Annotated in this window: 15 protein-coding genes; 2 read left to right on the forward strand and 13 right to left on the reverse strand. The window is 37.4% G+C overall.

Annotation, left to right across the window (positions count from 1 at the left end):
• Positions 1-71: 71 nt before the first annotated feature.
• From AAA915_RS01060 to AAA915_RS01110, 11 genes are all read right to left on the reverse strand, one after another.
• Positions 72-962, reverse strand: coding sequence for an aldose 1-epimerase family protein (locus AAA915_RS01060; protein ID WP_338199108.1), 891 nt, complete (start codon positions 960-962; stop codon positions 72-74).
• 18 nt (positions 963-980) lie between these two features.
• Positions 981-2,390, reverse strand: a complete 1,410-nt coding sequence (hslU, locus tag AAA915_RS01065) for an ATP-dependent protease ATPase subunit HslU (protein ID WP_338199110.1) — start codon at positions 2,388-2,390, stop codon at positions 981-983.
• 18 nt (positions 2,391-2,408) lie between these two features.
• Positions 2,409-2,933 carry an HslVU peptidase proteolytic subunit gene (hslV, locus tag AAA915_RS01070; RefSeq protein ID WP_046324812.1) on the reverse strand — a complete coding sequence of 175 codons (525 nt, stop codon included), beginning with the start codon at positions 2,931-2,933 and terminating at the stop codon, positions 2,409-2,411.
• Positions 2,933-3,859, reverse strand: coding sequence for a tyrosine recombinase XerC (gene xerC / locus AAA915_RS01075; protein ID WP_338199112.1), 927 nt, complete (start codon positions 3,857-3,859; stop codon positions 2,933-2,935). Before xerC ends, hslV begins: the two co-directional genes overlap by 1 nt.
• On the reverse strand, positions 3,860-5,176 hold the full coding sequence (trmFO, locus tag AAA915_RS01080; protein ID WP_338199809.1) for a methylenetetrahydrofolate--tRNA-(uracil(54)-C(5))-methyltransferase (FADH(2)-oxidizing) TrmFO: 1,317 nt from the start codon (positions 5,174-5,176) through the stop codon (positions 3,860-3,862).
• Between the two features lie 85 nt (positions 5,177-5,261).
• Positions 5,262-7,373, reverse strand: a complete 2,112-nt coding sequence (gene topA / locus AAA915_RS01085) for a type I DNA topoisomerase (RefSeq protein WP_338199114.1) — start codon at positions 7,371-7,373, stop codon at positions 5,262-5,264.
• 81 nt (positions 7,374-7,454) lie between these two features.
• Positions 7,455-8,285, reverse strand: a complete 831-nt coding sequence (gene dprA, locus AAA915_RS01090) for a DNA-processing protein DprA (RefSeq protein ID WP_338199116.1) — start codon at positions 8,283-8,285, stop codon at positions 7,455-7,457.
• Positions 8,286-8,329: 44 nt separating this feature from the next.
• Entirely contained in the window at positions 8,330-9,085 is a 756-nt protein-coding gene (locus tag AAA915_RS01095; RefSeq protein WP_338199118.1) for a ribonuclease HII, read from the reverse strand.
• Complete coding sequence (gene ylqF / locus AAA915_RS01100) at positions 9,082-9,921, reverse strand: ribosome biogenesis GTPase YlqF (protein ID WP_338199120.1); 840 nt, start codon at positions 9,919-9,921, stop codon at positions 9,082-9,084. The genes AAA915_RS01095 and ylqF overlap by 4 nt, the downstream gene beginning before the upstream one ends.
• A 52-nt stretch (positions 9,922-9,973) precedes the next feature.
• Positions 9,974-10,204 carry a YozE family protein gene (locus tag AAA915_RS01105; protein WP_046324806.1) on the reverse strand — a complete coding sequence of 77 codons (231 nt, stop codon included), beginning with the start codon at positions 10,202-10,204 and terminating at the stop codon, positions 9,974-9,976.
• A 3-nt stretch (positions 10,205-10,207) separates the two neighbouring features.
• Positions 10,208-11,068, reverse strand: coding sequence for a DegV family protein (locus AAA915_RS01110; RefSeq protein ID WP_338199122.1), 861 nt, complete (start codon positions 11,066-11,068; stop codon positions 10,208-10,210).
• Between the two features lie 122 nt (positions 11,069-11,190).
• On the opposite strand from AAA915_RS01110, the gene trhA reads away from it, so the two are divergent.
• The gene (gene trhA, locus AAA915_RS01115; RefSeq protein ID WP_338199811.1) at positions 11,191-11,856 is read left to right on the forward strand and encodes a PAQR family membrane homeostasis protein TrhA; all 666 of its coding nucleotides are present in this window, start codon (positions 11,191-11,193) and stop codon (positions 11,854-11,856) included.
• A gap of 1 nt (position 11,857) precedes the next feature.
• On the opposite strand, the gene AAA915_RS01120 is transcribed toward trhA, so the two are convergent.
• Positions 11,858-13,057 (reverse strand): CCA tRNA nucleotidyltransferase, encoded by a 1,200-nt coding sequence (locus AAA915_RS01120; protein ID WP_338199124.1) that lies wholly within the window; start codon positions 13,055-13,057, stop codon positions 11,858-11,860.
• Positions 13,058-13,141: 84 nt separating this feature from the next.
• Between AAA915_RS01120 and AAA915_RS01125 the strand changes: the two genes are divergently transcribed.
• Positions 13,142-14,029: a YitT family protein gene (locus AAA915_RS01125; RefSeq protein ID WP_338199126.1), complete on the forward strand. Its 888-nt coding sequence runs from the start codon at positions 13,142-13,144 to the stop codon at positions 14,027-14,029.
• Between the two features lie 160 nt (positions 14,030-14,189).
• On the opposite strand, the gene AAA915_RS01130 is transcribed toward AAA915_RS01125, so the two are convergent.
• Positions 14,190-15,446 (reverse strand): tetratricopeptide repeat protein, encoded by a 1,257-nt coding sequence (locus AAA915_RS01130; protein WP_338199128.1) that lies wholly within the window; start codon positions 15,444-15,446, stop codon positions 14,190-14,192.
• Positions 15,447-15,480 lie beyond the last annotated feature (34 nt).

The raw sequence follows: 15,480 nt of genomic DNA on the forward strand, positions 1-15,480 counted from the left end.
TTATTTTGAAGACATGAAAAAAGGAAGCCTCTTACTTCCTTTTTTGCCTTTGCTATCTTGAACTAAAAAATTTATTCATCTTGATCATGGAAAGCCATACTAAAACCAGCAGTAAAGGTTCCTCCAGCTGCAAGATGGTTCATACCATATTTCTCTTCCAGCTTTTGGTTAGTATCAGCACGGTCTGCTATACCCCACCACGGTTCAATACAGACATAGTCTGCAGTTGTTGGATATTGTGACCACACGCCCACAAATGGTGCATCTCGCAACCAAACATTTACATGAAAATTATTAGCATCAGTTTTTAAAGATACCCTATTATCGTGGCCCCGCATTTGAAAAATCAGTGCGTCATTTTTAAACAGATGATCACTAAGAGTAATTAAGCTGTTTGTAGAAGCCAATGACCGATTAGGCCAGTCCAAAAATGCACCTTTCAAGGGGATATGAACACGTGCACGAGAAGGTTTGGTACTAAAGTAAAAATCTTCCTTAGATAAAGTATTACTTGTAGGAATATTGAATCCAGGGTGACCACCAATACCAAATATCATTTCGCCATCTGTTTTGTTAACAACGGTAAAGTTTTCTTCTAAAAGATTATTGAGCAAATTGTAATTCACCCGTAGTTCAAACTTGAATGGATAAACTTTCCGGGTCTCCTCAGAGTCAGTCAGCAAAAATGTAATACTTTCATCTGTATGACGCACCACTTTAAACTCTAAATCACGGGCGAAACCATGTTGAGTTAAATGATAGGTTTTCCCTTGGTAAGTATATTCATCATTTTTCAGTCTTCCAACTATTGGAAAAAGGACAGGAGCATGTCGATTCCAGACCTGGGGATTTGCTTGCCAAATATACTCATATCCACTATGTAAACTTTTTACACTTTGCACTTCAGCACCCTTACTAGCGATTTCAACTTTAAGAATGCTATTTTTGATAGTGTAATTCATGTTTAATCATCACCTTTGTTAAAGAATGAACTTAGTTAGATCTTTATTTGTTATTATATCACTAAGTTTTTCATTAACGTATGCTTCAGTTACAGTAATTTCTCCCATCGTCATGTCCGGGCCTTCGTATAAGACATCCTCCAGCAATTTTTCAAGAATTGTTGACAAACGTCTGGCACCAATATTATCTGTTCCTTGGTTGACATCGTAAGCAATTTGCGCAATCCGTTCAACTGCTTCTTGTGTAAAGACTAACTTAATCCCATCGGCTTTCATCAGTGCAACATATTGCTCTAATAATGAGTCCTCTGGGTCCTTAAGGATTTTGACAAAGTCATCCTTTGACAAAGCATTAAGTTCCACTCTAATTGGGAAACGTCCTTGTAATTCGGGAATAAGATCACTCGGCTTGGACTCTGAAAAAGCGCCAGCTGCAATGAAGAGAATATGGTCAGTAGTTACCGGACCATATTTAGTCTGAACTGTTGAACCTTCAACAATTGGTAAAATATCTCTTTGTACACCTTCACGCGATACTTCACCGGAAGTTTTCTGGTTGCCAGCTGTAATCTTATCAATTTCATCAATAAAAATGATCCCATTATTTGCGGTACGTTCAATTGCCTTTTGATAAAGAGAATCATAATCAACCATTTTGCGGGATTCTTGCTGAATTAAAACTTCCCGGGCATCTTTTACAAGCAGGGTTCGTTTGATTTTCTTCTTAGGTACTAAATCATTGAGCATTGAACTCATATCTATTCCCATTTGTCCCATCATGTCACCCATCGGATTAACCTTTGGTGCCTGGTCAACCTCGATTGTAACCTCACGATTTTCAAGCAGACCTTTATTTAATTGTTCTGAAACAGTCAATCTCTCATTGCGAATATCATCTGTTATTTCTTCTTGCTCTGCCGGGGAAGTCTGATCATTGTTTTGACCAGCCGACATAATCATTGACATCATGTCTTGCCATTCCTGCATTTGATTCTTTCGCTTATCACGCTTAATTCCAGGCACAAGCAAGCGTACTAAAATTTTATTGGCTTCTTTAGCTGCCTGAGGGCGAACGCGATCAAATTGATCCTTTTCTTCCATACGAACCGCTTCATTGACCAAATCGCGGACCATCGATTCCACATCACGACCCACATAACCAACTTCAGTAAATTTTGTAGCTTCTACCTTAACAAATGGAGCACTGACAATTGCGGCCAATCTTCTGGCAATTTCTGTTTTACCAACACCAGTAGGGCCAGCCATTAACAAATTCTTGGGAGTAATATCCTCCTGCATTTTCTTTGGCAGTTGCATTCTGCGATAACGATTATACAAAGCAACAGCAACAGCCTTCTTGGCCTCATCCTGTCCTATTATATATTCATTAAGTAAGTTAACTATTTGTTTAGGTGTTTTGGTTTCCATGTTTTTTACGCTCCGTTATTACAATTCATCTGTGATAATCTGATCATCAGTGAAGATATCAATTCCAGAGGCTATTTCAACTGCTTCATGAGCAATTTCACTGGCAGTCATATTTGAAGAATGTCTGGTCATTGCAATTGCAGCCGCTTGGGCAAAATTACCGCCAGAACCAATCGCCACTACATTTTCATCCGGTTCAAGCACTTCACCGTTGCCTGAAATTAGCAAAAGATCTTTTTCATTAAACGCAATTAGCATTGCTTCCAGCTTTTGCAAAGTTGCATCCTTACGCCAAGCCTGCGCCATTTCAACGGCTGCCCTGCGTAAATCTCCACCGAAAGCTTCCAGTTTGCCTTCAAGCATATCCTGCAGACTGACAGCATCAGCTACACCGCCAGCAAAACCAATTACCACTTGATCATGATAAATACGTCTTATTTTTTTGGCAGTAGCTTTGGCTATTACTTTTTCGCCTAGGGTAACCTGTCCATCACCAGCAATTGCGGTTTTACCATTAAATTTTACTGAACAAATTGTTGTCATTATTTTGCCTCATCTTTCTTATCGTTGCGAGCAAAGTATTTTTCATAGTTTGCCTGCAAATGACTCATAGTTACATGCGTGTATATTTGTGTAGTTGACAAATTATCATGGCCCAAGAGTTCTTGTACACTACGCAAGTCAGCACCGTTATTCAACATTGCCGTCGCAAATGAATGGCGCAACTCGTGCGGATGTACTTTACCATTAATGCCGGCTCCGTTGAAAACTTTTTGCATTATATACTCGATACCGCGTTCTGTTAGCCGCTTTCCCGTGTTGTTTAGGAATACATAGCCAGAATCTTCCTGGTCATTTATAAGTTGCTTGCGACCATCTTCCAAGTACTTGACCAAAGCAGCTTTAGTCTGATCGTCAAAAGCAACATAACGATCTTTATTACCCTTACCATGAACTAAAATTATCTTTAAATCTAAATCTATTTGTTTTCTTTTTAAATTGCTTACTTCACTGACCCTCATCCCCGTAGTATAAAACAATTCAAGTAATGCCAAGTTACGCAAAGTTAACGGATCAGTTCCAGATAATGAGTCAAAAACCTGCTTAAGTTCAGGAGCATAAAAGAACTGAGGTAATTTGCGCTCTTTGGCACGTAGAATTATGGTCTGTGTCGGATCTATTTTAACAATTTTGCGTTTGGTTAAAAAGCGGTAGAACGACCTAAGGCTAGACATCTTCCGCGACTGTGTCGAACGCGCTAAATTTTGATCGGCTAAGTGCTGCAGATATATTTCAATGTCTCTTCTACCTATTTTTTCCCAGCCGTTAAATCCTCCCGAATCCTGCCAAAACCTTTTTGCAGATTTTAAGTCGGTCTGATAGGAGCTAATTGTTTTAGGGCTGTACTGACGCTCATTACGTAAATATGCGGTAAAAAGAGCCAGTAAATCATCTTGTTGTTCATTCATTTAATTCAATACTTTCTGTTGAAATTCCTTTAAGCTCTCTAAACTTCTCTGGCTTATTTGTAAATGACGTTCTTTCTTATTACGGACCTTAGGTCCTTCTAGTCCAGGAATCAGTGCAAAGCTGGCATTCATTGGCTGAAAATTCTTAATATCCGCGCTAGTGACATAATTAGCCATCGAACCTAAAGCAGTTAATTTGGGAAAAGTCACCGGTTCTTGCCCATTAGCCCTTCTAGCAGCATTAATTCCGCAAACAAGACCGCTGCCAGCACTTTCAACGTAACCTTCAACCCCGGTAACTTGACCGGCGAAAAACAAGCCAGGCTGCATTTTTGCCTCATACGCTGGCGTTAAAACTGCTGGTGAAGCCATGTAAGTATTGCGATGCATTTTACCATATCTAATAAAACGAGCATGAGCAAGACCGGGAATCATTGAAAAAACCCGTTTCTGTTCGCCGTATTTAAGATGTGTTTGAAAACCAACTATATTGTACATTGATGCTATTGCATTATCCTGCCTAAGCTGAACTACAGCATAAGGAATTTTGCCAGTAGTCGGATCTTCTAACCCTACTGGCTTAAGGGGGCCAAAAAGCATTGTCTTAGGTCCTCTTTTTGCCATTACCTCAATCGGCATGCAACCTTCAAAAACATCACTGTTTTCAAAATCGTGAACTTCAGCCGTTTCGGCATTAACTAATTCTCGCGCAAAATTCTCATACTCTTCCTTTGTCATGGGGCAGTTTAAGTATGCAGCCTCCCCCTTATCATAACGTGATTTCTTATAAACGATGTTCATATCGATTGAATCAGCAGCAATTATCGGAGCAGCTGCATCAAAGAAATGCAGACTTTCTGCACCAGAAAACTTTTGTATTTCTGCGGCAAGCTTGTCACTAGTTAAAGGACCTGTAGCCACAATGGCGATTGGATCAGACGGGATTTGTGTAATCTCTTTTGTGTGAAAATTAATGTTAGGTAAAGAGTGCAACTTGCTTGTGACATAGCCGCTAAATTCAGACCGATCAACTGCAAGCGCTCCTCCTGCAGGAACTTGAGAATGATCAGCAGCTGCCATAATTAATGAATCAAGTTGCCGCATTTCTTCTTTTAGTAACCCAACCGCATTAGACAATTGATTCGAACGCATTGAGTTGGTACATACCAGCTCGGCCAGTTGGTCTGTTTTATGAGCAGGAGTCATTTTTTCCGGACGCATTTCATAAAAATCAACCTTGATTCTCCGTTTGGCTAATTGCCAAGCTGCTTCACTCCCAGCTAAGCCACCACCAATTACAGTTACTTTTTCAGGCATATCATCATATTCCTTTACTAAAATTATTTTCTTATATACAAGAATATCATCAAACCACAAATGATCTGATGATATTAACATAAATTTAACTTTCTAGCGGGTTTTTCTCATTATTGGCATCTTCTTTGTAATCGCCGTTCGGGCAGAGAACAACAGGCCCCTTTTTATTTCTCTTTTCAATGAGAAAGTGACCACAGTTGGGACAGTTACGGTTAATCGGTTTATCCCAAGAAACAAAATCACAATCCGGGTAGCGCGAACAACCATAAAACTTACGATTACGCTTAGACTTTTTCTCAATTACGTCACCCTTACCACATTTAGGACAGGTAACACCCACCTTTTTCACTATTGCTTTCGTGTTACGACAATCAGGGAAACGGGAACAAGCATAAAACTTACCATAACGCCCCATTTTAATAACCATTGGTGCACCACAAATGTCACAATTAAATCCTGCAGGCTCATCTTTAATTTGAACCTTTTTAATACCGGCATCGGCCTTGTCTAATTCTTTTTTAAAGGGATGGTAATATTCATCAATAACTTTAACCCAATTTTTCTTGCCCTCTTCGATTCCGTCGAGGTCATTTTCGAGTTGGGCCGTAAAATCGATATTGACGATATCAGGGAAAAACTGCTCAATTAAATTGTCCACGATCTCTCCCAATTCGGTTGGTACAATCGATTTACCATCCAATTTAACGTAATAACGACGCTGAATTGTATCAATAGTAGGCGCATAAGTTGAAGGCCGACCGACACCATTTTCTTCTAGCGAATGAACTAAGCTTGCTTCGGTATATCTAGCAGGTGGCATGGTGAAATGTTGCTTATTATCTGATTTAGTCAATTTGACTTCATCGCCATTATTTAATTCCGGCAGTTCAATATTGGTTTCCTGCTGGTTATCATAAACCTTGGTAAACCCAGCAAATTTCATTTTAGAACCAGTAGTTCTGAAAATTATCCCATTTTGAGTGATATCTGCTCTTACCGTATCATATACAGCAGGAGTCATTTCACTGGCTAAAAAGCGGGACCAGATTAACTTATACAAACGATACTGTTCCGTTGTTAAAGCGGATTTAAGCGACTCCGGTGTTCGATAGACGCTAGTTGGACGAATTGCTTCGTGGGCGTCTTGAGCATCTTCTTGATTTTTAAAATGGCGAGCCCCTTTTGCTGCGTATTCTTTACCGTATTTCTCGTTTAAAAATTTTGAAGCTTCAGCCTGTGCTACCGGAGAAGTACGCTTGGAGTCAGTTCTCATATAGGTAATCAGACCAACAGTGCCTTGCTTACCCAGACTGATTCCCTCATACAATTGTTGGGCAATACTCATTGTTCTTCTGGTGCGATAATTCAAGCGCTTATTGGCTTCCTGCTGCAAAGTGGAGGTAGTAAACGGAGCAGCAGGCTGACGGCGACGCTCACGTTTAACCACATTCTCAACTTGAAAAATTTTCTTTTTATCGATTTTAGTTAAAACTTTTTGTACTGCATCGTTATCGGGTAAATCAGTCTTCTTACCAGTTATCCCCCAAAATTGGCCTTTAAAAGTTTTTGCCGCTTTTTTAAATTCGGCATCAATTGTCCAATATTCCTGAGGTTTAAAGTTTTTGATCTCTTTTTCCCGATCAATCACCAACTTTAAAGCAACCGATTGAACACGTCCGGCACTCAAACCTTTTTTTACTTTTTCCCATAAAATAGGAGACAGAGAGTAACCCACAATTCTATCCAGAATTCTGCGAGCCTGTTGGGCATTAACAGTATCCATATCGATGGTTCTGGGATTTTTAAAACTGTTTTTGACTGCATCTTTAGTGACTTCATTAAAAGTAACTCGATTTTTGTCTTTTTGGTCTAAATTAAGAACATGGGCTACATGCCAGGCGATGGCCTCACCTTCACGGTCGGGGTCAGACGCTAAATATACATCTTTAGCTTTTTTTGCTTCAGACTTAAGTTCCTTAATGGTATCGCCCTTACCCCTAATTGAAATATACTTTGGCTTGTAATTATTGTCGAAGTCAATTCCCATCTGTGATTTCGGTAGGTCACGAATGTGTCCTTTTGAAGCGATAACACGGTAATTACGCCCCAAATATTTTTCAATAGTTTTAGCCTTTGCTGGAGACTCAACTATTACTAATGTTTTTTTACGTTTCTTTGGCTTTGATTTAGTAGGCATCAAAAGCCTCCTCATTAAATTCTTTTTTAAATACTTAATTGAGAATAGAATATTTAACTACTAGTTGTCAAATCTTTCAAGTCAGAAATCAAAATCAGTAATGGGATAAGCCCCTGCTTGAATGAGTTTATTAGGTCCTTGAGAAAGCTCACTAGTAATTGGCCCCGGAACAGCATAGATATTACGATTTTCTTGTAAAGCTAAATTAGCTGTAATTAAAGAACCAGATTTTTGCTTTGCTTCTGTGACAATTACACTTTCAGCTATACCAGCCAAAATTCTGTTTCGCTGAGGAAATCTGAAAGGCTTTGGCGGAGTGTCTGGCAGATACTCACTTACTATTAAACCTTTTTGAGCAATCTGTTCCTGCACATGACAATTTGTCATAGGATAAAAATGATTTAAACCATTACCTACCACCGCTATTGTTTGACCATGATATTTTAATGTTGTTTTGTGAGCCATTACATCTACGCCTTTGGCCAAGCCACTGGCAATAACATAGTTATTCTTTATTAAATTAGGTACAATCTTATTCAAAACAATACTGCTGTAACTGGTAGCCTGCCGAGAACCGACTATTGTCACAATGTTTTTCTGCAGCAATTGCACATTACCCTGTAAAAATAAAATTAGCGGTGGCTGGTATATTTGACGTAAGTTCTCAGGGTATTCAGAATCAAAAAAACTGATAATTTGACATTGCTTTTCTACTCTTTTAATCATTTTGTCTGCACGCATGTCATTATAAGCATTAATGCAGGTTTTAATCAAGCTGTTTGTCAAGTCCAAATTTCTGATAGTTTGAATAGAGATGTCTTCTTCATTTAACTGACTCGCAACTCGTAACATCTTAACATATCCAATGTTTTTTTGTAATTTCAGGCGCAAAAGAAAGTTGGTAATTCTCATAAAAAACCTCCTAAATACAAATACGTAAAAAGGAGGAATATTTTTTATTGATAAAAAGAATTTACAGGCGCAAAAGTCTTGCGGTGAATAGGACATGGCCCGTATTTTTTAAGAGCCTCAATATGAGTCTGAGTGCCATATCCAGCATTTTCATCAAAATGATATTCAGGATAAATTCGGGCATAATCTGCCATCAATTTATCCCTGAAAACTTTTGCTATAATCGAAGCCGCAGCAATAGAGTTTGATTTAGAATCTCCCTTAATTAATCGAACTTGGGGTAAATTGACCGGTACCTGCATGGCGTCAACCAGCAAAGCATCAGGTTTTACATATAAGTCCTTTACGGCTTCGGCCATTGCCAACCGGTCTGCCTCGTATATGTTTACCTCATCTATAATTTCAGGACCTTTAACTCCAACCGCCACATCAACTGCTTTTTCTAAAATTAATGGATATAATTCTAAACGCCGACTGGCGCTTAATTTTTTAGAGTCATTGACCTCAACTAAATCAAAACTGTTATCAATCACTACAGCCGCTGTCACCACGGGACCCGCTAATGGACCTCTGCCCACTTCATCTACGCCTGCAACTATTTGCTTTTTTGCCCAAAAAGTTTTTTCATAGGTAAATCTTTTTAAAAAAGCCGCTTTTTTCTTGGTTAATTTTTGCTGACGATTATTGTAACTAAGCAGAAGTTTCTGCACACTAACACGCGTATCATTTTTCAAGATACTCAAATCTTCAGGACTAACTGTACCTTTAGCAAGTAATTTTTTAATTTCTTGAATCGTCATATGCGATCTAATGTAATCCTTCCTACTTTTCCCTTGCGCAGCCTTTGTAGTAGGTACATGGAAAAGCGATCATAATCATTACGCATGCCATATTCTTCAGTTAATGCCAATAACAAATCCGTATCATTAATTCGTTCAATTTCAGTTTTTGGTGTGCGGGCAAACTTACTTAGACCGTTTAAATAGTGTTTGCGCAATTTTGATAAAACAAATAAAGCTACATCATCGGCACTAAAAACGGTATCCTTAATGGCACCAAGAGCTGCAAGCTTTAATCCAACTGTTTGATCTTCAAACTTAGGCCATAAAATACCTGGGGTATCTAAAACTTGAATATTTTCAGTAGTTTTTAACCAATTTTGTCCCTTGGTCACTCCCGGTTTATTACCAACTTGAGTCACATTTCGGCCCACAAGCCGATTAATAATGGTTGACTTACCACAATTAGGTATACCTGCAATAGCCACTCTAATCACTGGGCTAATTGCTCCTTTTTGCGTCAACTTATTAATTTTATTAGCAGCGGCTTTTTTAATCATTTTCACTAATATCTGCATATTAGTGTTATGAAGAGAATCCAAAGCCATAACATATTTTCCTTTGGTGGTGAATTTCTTTTGCCATCTTTTAGTCATTACTGGATCAGCTAAATCTGCCTTATTCAAAATAATTAAATGTGGTTTATCTCCCACCAATTTTTCGATCATTGGATTACGTGATGACTGAGGAATTCTTGCATCCAGAACTTCAACGATGACATCAATCAAACTCATTTTATCTTCAAGTTGATTCCGAGCTTTATTCATATGTCCCGGATACCATTGAATATTAACCATTCTCTGCCTTTCCCAAACTAAAATGGCTTCAAATTTCAAAGGAAGCCTTAAATTAATACGTCATCTTTTCACGATACATTTGATATGCTTTATCAAAAATGCTCATACTTGGTAAATAGCCAGCATTGAGCTCAAGATAATCAGATAATTTTTCATAATTCTGTTCTTGTTTAGGAAAAGTCTGATCATTTTGTGCGTTATTTGCAAATTGCGCAACTTCATCATTTGAATCAGCATTACGCTGAGTCATCAAATAACGATAAAAGCTTTCTCTATATGCCAATTTCTACTCCGTATAATACAAAATTGCATAAGCACCCATCCCTGCGTGTGTAGCAATAATAGGACTGGTTTCTCTCACCAAAACATCTATTTTTGAATTGATATCTTTTATTTTCTGGGCCAAATCAAGGAGCTTCTGCGGTGTACTACCATTAGCGACATATGATATGCCAACTTCTTTAATTTTTTCTTTATTAGCCTCGATCTCATCTAAAACTCGCTTATCAAAAGCTAAAGAGAACTTCTTGCCTCGACCTTTTTTAGCAATCTTCAAATGACCATTAGGCATTTGCAATTCAATTCTGATATTAAGCATATTAACAATTTTGCCGGCTAAGGGACCCAAACGTCCACCTTTAACCACATTTTCTAAATTGACAATAAGTAAATGCAAACGCTGAGTTTTTTTAATTCTTTCAATATGAGCTAAAATTTCAGGAACGGTCTTGCCTGCAGCAATGTCGCGCGCAGCAGCCAAAACCTGAAAACCTTCAGAACGATCCGTCAATTCAGAGTCAACAATATGAACCAGATCAGATTTACCCGTTATTTTCACAGCCTGACGAGCAGCATCAATTGTTCCGCTTAATACTTTGGCTAGAAAAATGCCGATCACTTCACTGCCATCTTTAGTCAGCTCATTAATGGTGTCAACTATTGTTCCGATTGGTGGTTGACTGGTGGTTGGCAACTTTTTAGACTCACTCATTTTTTGGACAAATTGCTGTCTGGTTATTTCTACCCCATCAATATAGGTATTGCCGTCAATTGTGACCGACAAAGGCACAACGGTAATATGATATTTTTTTATTTCTTCTGGCGTTAATTGCGCGGAAGAATCAGTCAAAATTTTAATTTCTGACAACGTACTCGCCCTCAATTCTGCTTAGATGTTCTCATTTTATGATAGAATGTGAACTGTATTAATTATAAATTATTATAGCAAAAAAACTTGTAAATAAAAGAAAGCGAACAAACTGTTTCATGATGAAATTGCAAAAATTGTGGCAGGAACCTGCTCAAAGATCTAAAACTTACTACTTAATAGATAACATTTTAAGTGCTGTCACCCATGGTATCGGCTTCTGTTTAGCAGTAGCAGGTCTGGTTCTATTAATCATTAAAGCAGTTTCAACTCATAGCCTTTTAAGAATCGTAACTTTTACTATTTATGGTTCCTGTTTGCTTCTTCTTTATTTATTTTCAACACTTTTTCATAGTTTAATTTTTACCCGCGCCCGCAATGTTTTTCAAATTTTTGATCACTCATCAATTTTTCTACTAATTGCGGGTTCATATACCCCTTTTTCACTAGTCGCCATTGGTGGCAAATGGGGTATTTTACTGTTTAGTTTGGTTTGGATCATCGCTATATTTGGTATCATTTACTATATTTTTAATAGGGGTAAGCATGTAATACTTGATACCATTTTATATGTCGCAATGGGCTGGCTTGTAATTTTGGCTGGCAACTACTTGTATGTTCGACTAAGTCCCACGGGATTCTGGCTTTTAGTCGGCGGGGGCGTAGCTTATACAGTTGGTGCCCTTTTTTATACAATGAAAGGTATTCCTTTTATTCATGTAATCTGGCATTTGTTCGTTATTTTAGGCTCAACCCTAATGTTTTTTTCTGTGCTGCTGTACGTCTGAATTACTTAATTTGCTCTAAATATTCTTGAATATCATCTTCAGAGTTGACTAATTCACCGGTAATGACTTTTTGCTTTATTTGATTAAGTATTTGTCCTAAGTTTGGTCCTGGCTTTACGCCATTAGCTATTAAAAATTGCCCGTCAATGGCAAGTTCAGACATTGATTTAATCGGCAATGCTGTATAACGATCTACTAAAGCTTCGGAGTTAATTGGTTGTCCTAAAATATGAGCTACATCAATAGTGTTAAGGAGAGTCTCCTTACCAGCATTGAATAATTCAAGGTCAGAAGGAGATTTTGCAGAAATTAAGTCAAACAAATTTACAATTTTTTTAACTTTTTCCGTCATAGCATTTGAATTTTTCCAATCACGCATAAACTGAGTTATCTGATTATCCGTAATTTTCAATAAAATGATTATGATAGCCCACAAACTAGTTTCCATACTTGGGTTAAATTTCAATTTGGGATAGATTGCCAGCAATTCACTTTTACCAGCAAAATCCGGCACACCTTCACTTAACTTCGTCCGTAAAAAAACTTTAAAAGCTGCGCGTGAGTTGATTCCAGTACCCATTTTAACAAATTCATCACGAATTCTTTCGACTGAAATTTTGGGCAATAGTTGATGCATATCCTTTACGGCTTTTTCAGTTTGAGGTTCAAGATCAAAACAAAGCTGACTCATAAAGCGAACTGCCCTCATCATTCGTAAGGCATCTTCATGAAACCTCTTCATTGGATCCCCAACTGCTTTAATGAGGTGCTTTTGTAAATCTCCTATGCCGTTGAAAAGGTCAATTATTTCACCTTTTCTATTCATCGCTAAAGCATTAATGGTAAAATCACGCCTTTTTAAATCTTCAGCTAAATTTTGCACAAAAGTAACATGATCGGGCCTGCGAAAATCCTGGTAACCTGATTCTGTTCTAAAGGTAGTTATTTCATAGCTTGAACCGCCATTCAAAACGGTAACTGTACCATGCTTAATTCCAGTATCAATTGTTTTAGGAAAAAGCTGTTTAACTTCTTCTGGATAAGCACTCGTGGCAATATCAATGTCGTGTATCGGCCTTTTTAAAAGCAGGTCACGAACAGAACCACCAACAAAATATGCTTCATAATTTGCTTGTTCTAGCTGTTGAAGTACCGGAAAAGCTGCTGTAAAAATAGCTGGTAAATTATTTATTTTCATCATTATTAAATCAACTCATTTATTAGTTTTTTTGTTTTTAATTTATGGTAGGCTAAAGGTAATGGTTTAGAAAAGAAAGTTTTTATTATGCAAAAAATTAACAAAAAAAGCATCATGGAACTGTTAATGATTATGATCGGCTGTGCTATTTATGCTCTCAGCCTTGACATGATTTCAGTACCAAATAAACTCACAGACGGTGGTATTAGCGGTATTACTTTACTATTACGACACTTCTGGGGCATTAACATGGGCCTGTCGTCCTTGCTACTTAATATACCGCTAATTATCCTAGGATACCGTTTTATGGGCAAAAGACTATTGGCCTATACTATATGGGGAACATTATGGTTGTCCTTTTTCCTATGGTTCTGGCGCTTAATTCCTATTATATCTCAATTAAACCTAGAACACGACCTCTTCTTATCAGCAATTCTGGCGGGTACCCTTTCCGGCATTGGTCTGGGGTTAGTTTTTCGTTTTAATGGCACTTCAGGTGGGACAGATATTATCGCCAGAATTATGCAAATGAAATATGGCATATCTTCTGGCAAAGTTTTGCTGTTTTGCGATACCATTATTCTATTATCTTCTTTAACGTACCTTGATCTTAAACATATCATGTATACCCTAGTTGCTGCATTTATTCTGTCACGTGTTATGGACGCGGTTCAACAGGGTGCATATTCTGCACGTGGTCTTCTTATTATCTCTGATCATTATCAAGAAATTGCAAAAATGATTGATTTAAAGCTGGATCGTGGCTTCACCTATCTTGAGGCTCGTGGTGGTTATAAAAAAACTAAAAGACCGGTAATTTACTTAGTAGTTTCTCCCAGAGAAATTCCCCTGGTAAAAGAGTTAATAGCTGCTGAAGATCCCAAGGCATTTGTCAGCGTTATTGAAGTTCATGAGGCTTTGGGCGAAGGCTTTACTTATAAACAAAAAAGCCACCACCTGCTGATTAGGAAATAGCTTTATAAATACTAAAATCCTTCTAAAAGATTAAAAATAAAAAGGCAAATAATTCAAGTTTTACCAACTAGTTTATTTGCCTTTTTAACTTATAAATTTAAAGTGAAATAATTAAAAAACTATTTTTTAAAAAATCCAAATACTTACATTAATTTGGCAATTATGATAGTAATTCATCATACATTTCTTGCATCTCAGTATCTTCGGGTTCGAGTTTTAGATACGCTTCTAATAATTCTTTTACGATATTTTGAGAATTGGGTTCGGTATTAAAGAATAGCAACATTTGCTTTAAAAAAGCACTATTATTTTTAAATTCAGGATAGGCTAATAAAAACTCACTTTTTGCTTTTGCACTTTGATCCAAATTTTGGTATGAAAGAGCTAAATTCCAGTGAACCTGTGGTTCCAAATCTTCATCGTCAACCTTGGCAAAAAGAGCAATGTTTGCTTCATTGTCGTTTTCTCTAACATAAAGATTAGATAACTGCAAACGCAAATCAAAGTTTTCAGGAAGTTTTTTTATTCCTTTTTGTAATAAATTTCTAGCTGTATCTAAGTCATTCAACCTAACGGCTGCTTGTGCTCCTTTTTGATAAAGAACGGGGTCAAGTTCGTTATATGCAATTCCTAATTGAGCTGAGCGTAATTCTTGTTCGCTATCATTTTTATGCTCATACGCTGTAGTCAACAACCTATAGGCATTAACATAATCAGGACTTTGATCGATTACCTCATTCAAATACTTAATTGCCTGGTCATCTTTATGCAGAGTTAACATTACTAAGGCAGCCTGATACTTACTGTCAATATCAAGAATATCATTGCCATTTTTAGCAATTACTTCCCCTGCCTCTTCATAACGACCTAATTTGGCTAAAGTTTGAAACAGACGGTCATTTAAATTGATTTCACTAAATGTTTGATGACGTTTCAACAAATCTTGGTATCTGGAAAGTGCTTGTTCATAATGGCCACTTAGATAATCCAATTCTGCCATGCCAAACTTCACGACATCTTCATCAGGTGCAATTTTTTCAGCTTCTAAAAGTTTTTTATAGGCCGTTTCAAGCAGACCGTTAGTCTGATAATAGTCAGCTTGAACAAGTAAACTGTCGAGATAGGCAGAGGAGTCAGGAGTAACGCTATAAAGCAAAGTTAAACCATCATCATCTTGACCGTCATTTAATAATATCTCAGCTAAATAAATCTTAAACAAGTCTTCTTTTGGAAAACGGGCAATTAAACTACGATAAATTTCCTTTGCTAGATCGGTAAATCCTAATCCTACCAAGTTCTTAGCTAGTGATGCTAAAATCTCTGGTTCATCTTTGTCCAAGGCTTTTTGCAATAATGATTTTTCTTGAGAAAAATCTTGCCGCTCAATTGCGTCAAGCAGCTTTTCAGAATAGCTCATTTTTCATTCCTCCATTATTTTTATTTTAGCCGAT

Origin of the sequence: Lactobacillus rizhaonensis (assembly GCF_036246345.1) — a bacterium.
GTDB classification, from domain to species: Bacteria; Bacillota; Bacilli; order Lactobacillales; family Lactobacillaceae; genus Lactobacillus; species Lactobacillus rizhaonensis.

Excerpts from the sequence above, each read along its gene's own strand:
- AAA915_RS01060 (WP_338199108.1), bottom strand. The coding sequence starts at position 962 with ATGAATTACACTATCAAAAATAGCATTCTTAAAGTTGAAATCGCTAGT.
- hslU (WP_338199110.1), bottom strand. The coding sequence starts at position 2,390 with ATGGAAACCAAAACACCTAAACAAATAGTTAACTTACTTAATGAATAT.
- hslV (WP_046324812.1), bottom strand. The coding sequence starts at position 2,933 with ATGACAACAATTTGTTCAGTAAAATTTAATGGTAAAACCGCAATTGCT.
- xerC (WP_338199112.1), bottom strand. The coding sequence starts at position 3,859 with ATGAATGAACAACAAGATGATTTACTGGCTCTTTTTACCGCATATTTA.
- trmFO (WP_338199809.1), bottom strand. The coding sequence starts at position 5,176 with ATGCCTGAAAAAGTAACTGTAATTGGTGGTGGCTTAGCTGGGAGTGAA.
- topA (WP_338199114.1), bottom strand. The coding sequence starts at position 7,373 with ATGCCTACTAAATCAAAGCCAAAGAAACGTAAAAAAACATTAGTAATA.
- dprA (WP_338199116.1), bottom strand. The coding sequence starts at position 8,285 with ATGAGAATTACCAACTTTCTTTTGCGCCTGAAATTACAAAAAAACATT.
- AAA915_RS01095 (WP_338199118.1), bottom strand. The coding sequence starts at position 9,085 with ATGACGATTCAAGAAATTAAAAAATTACTTGCTAAAGGTACAGTTAGT.
- ylqF (WP_338199120.1), bottom strand. The coding sequence starts at position 9,921 with ATGGTTAATATTCAATGGTATCCGGGACATATGAATAAAGCTCGGAAT.
- trhA (WP_338199811.1), top strand. The coding sequence starts at position 11,191 with ATGAAATTGCAAAAATTGTGGCAGGAACCTGCTCAAAGATCTAAAACT.
- AAA915_RS01120 (WP_338199124.1), bottom strand. The coding sequence starts at position 13,057 with ATGATGAAAATAAATAATTTACCAGCTATTTTTACAGCAGCTTTTCCG.
- AAA915_RS01125 (WP_338199126.1), top strand. The coding sequence starts at position 13,142 with ATGCAAAAAATTAACAAAAAAAGCATCATGGAACTGTTAATGATTATG.
- AAA915_RS01130 (WP_338199128.1), bottom strand. The coding sequence starts at position 15,446 with ATGAGCTATTCTGAAAAGCTGCTTGACGCAATTGAGCGGCAAGATTTT.